At 76.6% G+C, this 6,702-nt stretch carries 3 protein-coding genes; all 3 read right to left on the minus strand.

The genetic code is table 11. The features are described 5' to 3' along the window. Positions 1–32 precede the first annotated feature (32 nt). Complete coding sequence (locus OG715_RS06965; RefSeq protein ID WP_266276405.1) at positions 33–1,529, minus strand: S8 family serine peptidase; 1,497 nt, start codon at positions 1,527–1,529, stop codon at positions 33–35. Further along, positions 1,526–4,900: a right-handed parallel beta-helix repeat-containing protein gene (locus OG715_RS06970; protein ID WP_266277415.1), complete on the minus strand. Its 3,375-nt coding sequence runs from the start codon at positions 4,898–4,900 to the stop codon at positions 1,526–1,528. Before OG715_RS06970 ends, OG715_RS06965 begins: the two co-directional genes overlap by 4 nt. Positions 4,901–5,048: 148 nt before the next feature. Further along, positions 5,049–6,596, minus strand: a complete 1,548-nt coding sequence (locus OG715_RS06975; protein ID WP_266276403.1) for a carbohydrate-binding protein — start codon at positions 6,594–6,596, stop codon at positions 5,049–5,051. Positions 6,597–6,702: the final 106 nt, after the last annotated feature.

The raw sequence follows: 6,702 nt of genomic DNA on the forward strand, positions 1-6,702 counted from the left end.
TCGATCCACCTACGGGTCGATCCACCGCCGGGTCATTCCGCCGCCGGCGTCCCCGCTCCGTCCTGCCCGTCCCGGCCGTCCCGGCCGTCCCGCCCGGCCGCCCGCCTGCGGCCGACCCTCGCGGCGGCAGCCGCCAGGCCGAGCAGCGCCGCGCCGCCCAGGCTCACCCCGGTGACCGCCGACGCCAGCCGCACCGGCCTCCCGTCCGGCGGCGGCGGGACAACCACGGGGTCGGCGGTAGCAGCCGGGGTCGGCGCTGCGGCCGCAGCCGCTCCGGCGGCGGCCGGGGCGCCGACCGCCGTCACCGGGTCCACCGCGCCCCAGCCGACGGCCGGATCGGGCAGCGCCGTACCGGGCCGGTAGGCGGTGGACCGCAGCCGGTCGGCGAGCTGCTCGACCGTCAACGACGGCGACCGGCCGAGCACCAGGGCCGCCGTCCCCGCCACCAGTGCGGCGGCGTAGCTCGGCCCGGTGGCCGTGAAGGTGCCGCCGCCGGGGCCGGCCGCCAGCAGGCCCTCGCCCGGCGCGGTCACGTCCACCCGCGAGGTCCGCCCGGGGCCGAGAGCGGCGGCCGCACCACCGGCCTGGCCCGCCGAACCGCCGCCGGTGCCGGAGACTCCGGCACCGGCCGGGGCGCCGTCCGAGCCGATCGCGGCCACCGCGAGCACCCCGGGGTACCCGGCGGGGTAGACCGGAACGTTCACCGCCTGGTTGTCCGGCCCGACCGGGGCGACCAGCAGCATGCCCTTCGCCGTCGCGTAGCCGACCGCGTCGGCCAGGGCGGGCGCGGCCTCCGCGATCGGCGCCCCGACCAGGCCGATCCGGGCACCGGCGTCGGCGGCCGCGCGGATGCCCCGGGCGAGCAGGTCGGCGTTGGTGCTGCCGGCGTCGTCGGTGGCGGCCACGGCCAGCACCTTCGCGGCGGGGGCGACACCGGACGGGCCTCCGTCGGCGGGCCGCCGGCCGGCCACCAGGGTCGCGAGCGCGGTGCCGTGGCCGACGCAGTCCCGGCCCGCGTCGCCGTCCCCGTGCAGCCGGGGCCCGAGGGTGAGCCGCCCGGCCAGCGCGCCGGAGCCCGAACCGGCCCCGGCGTCCACCCCGGAACCGATCACGGCCACCGTCACCCCGGCGCCCCGGCTCAGCGGCCAGACGGCCTCCGGCCGCAGGAAGACCTGCGACCAGCTGGGCCGGTCCGCGGCGCGGGCGACCGGCTTGCGGCACCCGTTCTGCCGGACGTCGGAGAGCGTCTGCGCCATCGGGGGGAACTCCGCCGCCTGCGTGCCCGTACCCCCGCCGGCAGCGGCACCGGCGCCACCACCCCCGGCGGCAGCACCCGGGGTGGTACCCGGCACCGCGTTCCCGACGGCCGGCGCCGAGGTGGCCGCCGCGGGACCGGCCGCCAGCGGCCCGGAACCGGACGCACCCGCCACCGCGCCCGCCGCGGCGTCCGGGGCGAGAGCGGCGAGCGCGGCCAGGCCGCAGGCCACCGCGGCGGCGGGACGGGCGAGCCGGCCCCGGCCGGTGCTCACACCGGGCTGCCGGTGCGGTCCGCGGCGATGTCCTCGGGCAGCAGCAGGCTCAGCTCCGAGAGGTCGGCGACGTCCAGCCGGCTGAGCCGGCCGGCCTGGCGGGTGATCATGCCCTCCAGGGTCTGCCGGGCGAAGCGGCCGTTGCCGAAGGTGCGGTCGCGCGCGACCCCCGCGAACAGCTGCTCCAGCGCGGCCAGCGTGTGCGGTGCCAACTCGTACCCGGCCTTGACCGCGTGGTTGCGCACGATGGTGACCATCTCCGCGTCGGAGTAGTGGCCGAAGTCGATCTGGCGGGAGAAGCGGGAGGCCAGACCGGGGTTGGAGGAGAGGAAGTGCCGCATCTCGTCCTCGTAGCCGGCCACGATCACCACCACCTCGTCCCGGTGGTCCTCCATCAGCTTCATCAGGGTGTCCACGGCCTCCTGGCCGAAGTCCCCGCCGCCGCCGTGCCGGGGCGTCAGGGTGTACGCCTCGTCGACGAACAGCACACCGCCCCGGGCCCGGTCGAAGGCCTCCTTGGTGAGCTGCGCGGTGTGGCCGACGTAGCGGCCGACCAGGTCGGAGCGGGCGGTCTCGATCAGCTGGCCGCCGGGCAGCACGCCCAGCTCGGACAGCAGCCGCCCGTAGAGCCGGGCGACCGTGGTCTTGCCGGTACCGGGCGGACCGGCGAAGACCAGGTGGTGGCTGATGGTGGCGGTCGCCAGCCCGGCCTCCTCCCGGCGGCGGACCTGGCGGATCAGGTTCACCAGGTCCTCGACCTGCTCCTTGGCGGCGGGCAGGCCCACCAGGGCCTGGAGTTCGGCCAGCGGCTCGGTGCCGTCGGCCTCCTTCGCCGGCGGTTCGAGTTCGACGCCGACGTCCCCGGGGACGAGCAGGGCGAGGTCCTGGTCGCTGATCTCGGCCTGCTCCGCCAGCCGGGTCGCCTGCCGGTCGACCATCTCCTCGAAGACCTTGCGGGCCGCGCGGCCGTTGCCGAAGTCCTCGCCGCGCGGCATCCGCTCGAAGAGCAGCGTCAGCGCGTCGCCGGTGCCCGCGGCGAGCTCGTAGCCGTGGCTCGTGGCGGCCCGCTCGACGATGGTGACCAGCTCGTCGACCTCGTAGTTGGCGAACTCGACGGTCCGGCTGAACCGGGAGGCGAGGCCGGGGTTGGAGGCCAGGAACTCGGTGATCTCGGCGGAGTAGCCGGCCACGATCACCACCACGTCCTCGCGGTGGTCCTCCATCAGCTTGACCAGGGTGTCGATCGCCTCCCTGCCGAAGTCCGGGCCGGAGCCGCCGGAACCGGCCGACAGGGTGTACGCCTCGTCGATGAACAGCACGCCGCCGAGAGCCTGCTGGAACACCTCGGTGGTCTTGATCGCGGTGCCGCCGATGATCGAGGCGACCAGGTCGGCCCGGGCCACCTCGGTCAGGTGCCCGCTGCGCAGCACGCCCAGCTCGGCCAGGATGGCGCCGTAGAGCCGGGCGACGGTGGTCTTGCCGGTGCCGGGCGGACCGGCGAAGACCAGGTGGCGGCTCATCGGCAGGGCCGGCATACCGGCCAGTTCCCGGCGGCGGGCCAGCTTGTTGAGGTTGACCAGGGTGGCGACCTGCTCCTTGACGCCGGCCAGGCCGACCAGCGACTCCAGCACCTCCAGCGGTCCCGGCGGCGCGGCCGGGGCGGGGGCGCGGCCGGGCTCCCCGCCCGGCTCGGGGGCGCCGGTCCCGGCGGCGGCCGGGCCGGAGGCTGCGGAGCCCTCGGCGCGCGGGCTGCCGGTGGCGGCCGCGGCGGTGCCGTGGGCGTCCGGCAGGCCGTTCTCCTCGCTGGTCAGCTGCTCCACCGCGAGCCGCTCGCTCGGCGCCGTCTGCCGCAGGCCGGAGCCCCGGTTGCGGGACAGCTTGCAGCCGGTCAGCCGGACCGCCTCCACCGAGTCGAGGCGCACCCCGTCGCCGATGTTCTCCACCGCGTCGACCTGGGCCAGGGCGGCCCGTCCGCCGGCGCCGATCCGCACGCCGTGGCGGCGGTTGCCGTGACTGCGGACCCTGGTGCAGGTCAGGTCGCCGCCGTCCTCGACGGACAGGCCGTCCTCGCCCGAGCCGCTGACCTCGCAGTCCCGCAGCGCGGCCCGGCCGACCTTGCCGACCACCACGCCGGAGCCCTTGGCGCCGCGCACCACCCCGGCGCCGACGAAGGTGTCCGCGCCGTCGGTGATCCGCAGTCCGGCCCGCCCGGGGTCGGTCACCTCGACGCCCTCCAGCCGGCCCCGGCCGTCCCGCAGCACCTCGACGCCGTCGGCGCCCGCGCCGGTGACGGTCAGGTGGCGCACCCGGGGGTTGGCGCCGCCGCCGATCGACAGGCCGGGGCCGGTGACGTCCCGGATCTCCAGCCGGTCGATGTCGGCGGCGCTCTCCTCGGCCAGCTCGACGCCGGCCCCGCCGCAGCCGCGCACCACGGTGCCCTTGAGCACCGGACCGGAGTGCTCGCCGACCCAGATGCCGGTGCCCTCGGCGTCGGCGACCTCGCAGTTCTCGAACTGGCCGCGCGAACGGCCGGTGATGTGGATGCCGTGCCCGGCGGTGCGGGCGGTGGAGCAGCGGCGCAGCTCCGGGTCGGTGCCGGCGGCCAGCGCGATGCCGTGGCCGGTGGTGGCGCTGACCACGCAGTCCTCCAGCACCACCCGGGCCTCGGAGCTGATGTACACGCCGATGGCGGTGTCGCGGACGGCGGTGCGCACCAGCCGGGTCGTGGAGCGCTCCTCCAGGGCGACGGCGGGCTTGTCGGTGACGGAGATCTCGCAGTCCTCGAAGGTGCCGCGGGCCTCGCCGTTGGCGCAGATGCCGTTGCCCCGGGCGTCGCGCAGGACGCAGTTGCGCAGCAGCGGGTTGGCCCGCTCGCCGACCACCACGGCGGAGGTGCCGAGGTGCTCGATGACGCAGTCCTCGATCACGCTGGTGCCGGTGGAGGTCTCGACGATGCCGGCGCCGGCCGGGTTGGTGACCCGGCAGTCGCGCATCGCGAGCGAGCCCTGCTGGCGGGTGAGGACGGCCGTCCAGGAGGCGCCGACCACCTCGCAGTCGGACATCGCGGCCTGCCCCCGGGGCACGTCGACGGCGGGGAGTTCCTCGTCCTGGCCCTGCACGACCAGGCCGGTGAGCTGGACGGCCTCGGCCACCACCTGGACGACGCAGCCCCGCCGGGCGGTGATCCGGACGCTGCCGCGCGGCTCCTCGGCGGTGATGGTGACCATCTTGGTGATGACCAGGTTCTCCTCGTAGCGGCCGGGGCGGACGGAGATCACCGCTCCGCTGCGGGCCGCCGCGAGCGCGTCGCCGATCGTGCGGTACGGGCCGCCCCGCTGTTCCGGGCACACCGTCAGCACATGGCGCGACATGGCCGTCCTCTCCTGGGTCTTCATCAGTACGTCGTCGGGCGGGTCGGGCGGGGCGGACGGGGTCGGACAGGTCGGACGGGGTCGGGAAGGTCGGACGGGGCGGGGGCCGGGGGCGGTCCGGGAGGAGGTCCGGACCGCCCCCGCGCGGTCAGGAGGCCGTGCAGTCGGCCCTGACGGCGGAGGCCGCGATGTGCGCCTTGTCGGTGGCGGTACCGGCCCAGTCGAGGCCGCGGGAGTGCAGCATCACCGAGATCTTGCCGCCGGAGACCGTGAACGCCTTGCTGGTCACCCAGTTCCCCCGGCTGCTGGTCTGGTTGACCGAGAAGTCGCCGATGACGCCGGAGCTCGGGGTGTTCTGGACGGTGTAGTACGCGGGCTTGCCGCCGACCAGCTTGTAGTCGCTGTTGTTCGGCACGTAGACGGAGATCGTGCAACTGCCGGACGTGACCGGCGCGGTGGAGAACGTCCAGACCACCGAGTTGTCGTTGTCGTCCTTGCTGTCCGAGCCGGACATCGGCATCGACACGTACTTGCCGTTGCAGCCCGAACCGGTGTAGCCGCCGGTCGAGCTGCTGAGCCAGCCGGTGGAGCCCTGCTCCCAGTAGCCGTGCTGGGCGTAGGTGACCGAGGCGGTGCTGCAGTTGCCACCGCCGATGGCGCTGTAGGTGGCCTTGGCGGCGGCGGGCGGCTGGACGGGGGGCTGGGTGGCGGGCGGCTGTTGCGGCGCCGGCTGCTGCGGGGCGGGCTGCTGGGGCGCCGGCTGCTGCGGAGCGGGCTGGCCCGGGGCCGGCTGCTGCGGAGCCGGCTGACCAGGGGCCGGCTGCTGGGCCGCGGGCTGACCGGCACCGGGCTGCTGCGCGGCGGGCTGGCCCGCAGCGGGCTGCGTCGTCTTGCTGTTGCTGCCACCGGTGCTACTGCCGCCGGTGCCACCGGTGCCGTTCTGGGTCCCGCTCTGCGGTGCCTTGCCCGCCGGGACGTTCGTACCGGCCGGCTGGCCGGCCGGCACCGCCGGGGCGCCGACGGTTCCGCCGCCGAGGGCGAGCCCGGGGACGGTGCCCGAACCATCGGCGGGCGGCGCGGTGAGCGCGCCGGGGTCACCGGTCGCGGGCGCGTCGACGGGCGCCGGGAGCGGGAGCCCGGTCGTGGGCGGGTCGGTCGGCGCGGGCGGCTGGACGTCGTCGATCTCCGGTCCGTCGACCAGCTGGGGGTCCGCCCGGTTCACGCCCCGGTTGTCGCCCTGCTTGTCCGCGCCGTCGGTGATCAGGAACGGCAGGCCCATCAGCACCACGCCCGCCGTGGCGGCGGCGACCAGCGCGGGCCGCCGGAACCGGGGACGACGGGACGTCTCGTCCGGCTCCTCGCCGTCCGCGCCCTCGACCCCGACGGGGACCGGCGCCCCGGGCTCCTCGCCCGGGCCGAACCCGGCCGAGGCCGAGGGGACGACCGCGACCGGCGGCACCGCGGCGGCGGTCACCACCGGCGTGACCGGCCCGTACTGCGGCACGGCGACCTGCTCGGTCGGCGCCTCCGCCGTCGCCGGGGCGGCCACCGCGGCAGCCGCGGCCGCTCCTCCGGCCGGGGCGGCGGCACCCGCCGGTGCCCCGGCCGGCTCCTCCTCCATCTCCCAGTCCATCGACGGCAGCTGGATCCCCGCCGCCCCGCCCCGAGCCCCGTTCCCACCCGTACTCGTGCTCACCGCAGCCCCTCCGGCCTCGCATGCAGTCCCAGTCGACAGGACCACCCCGTCGACTGGACTTCGGGTGCTCCTACTCCGTTCCTACGGCCGGACCCGGCCCGACGGT

This window comes from Kitasatospora purpeofusca (assembly GCF_036010405.1).
Classification (GTDB): domain Bacteria; phylum Actinomycetota; class Actinomycetes; order Streptomycetales; family Streptomycetaceae; genus Kitasatospora; species Kitasatospora purpeofusca.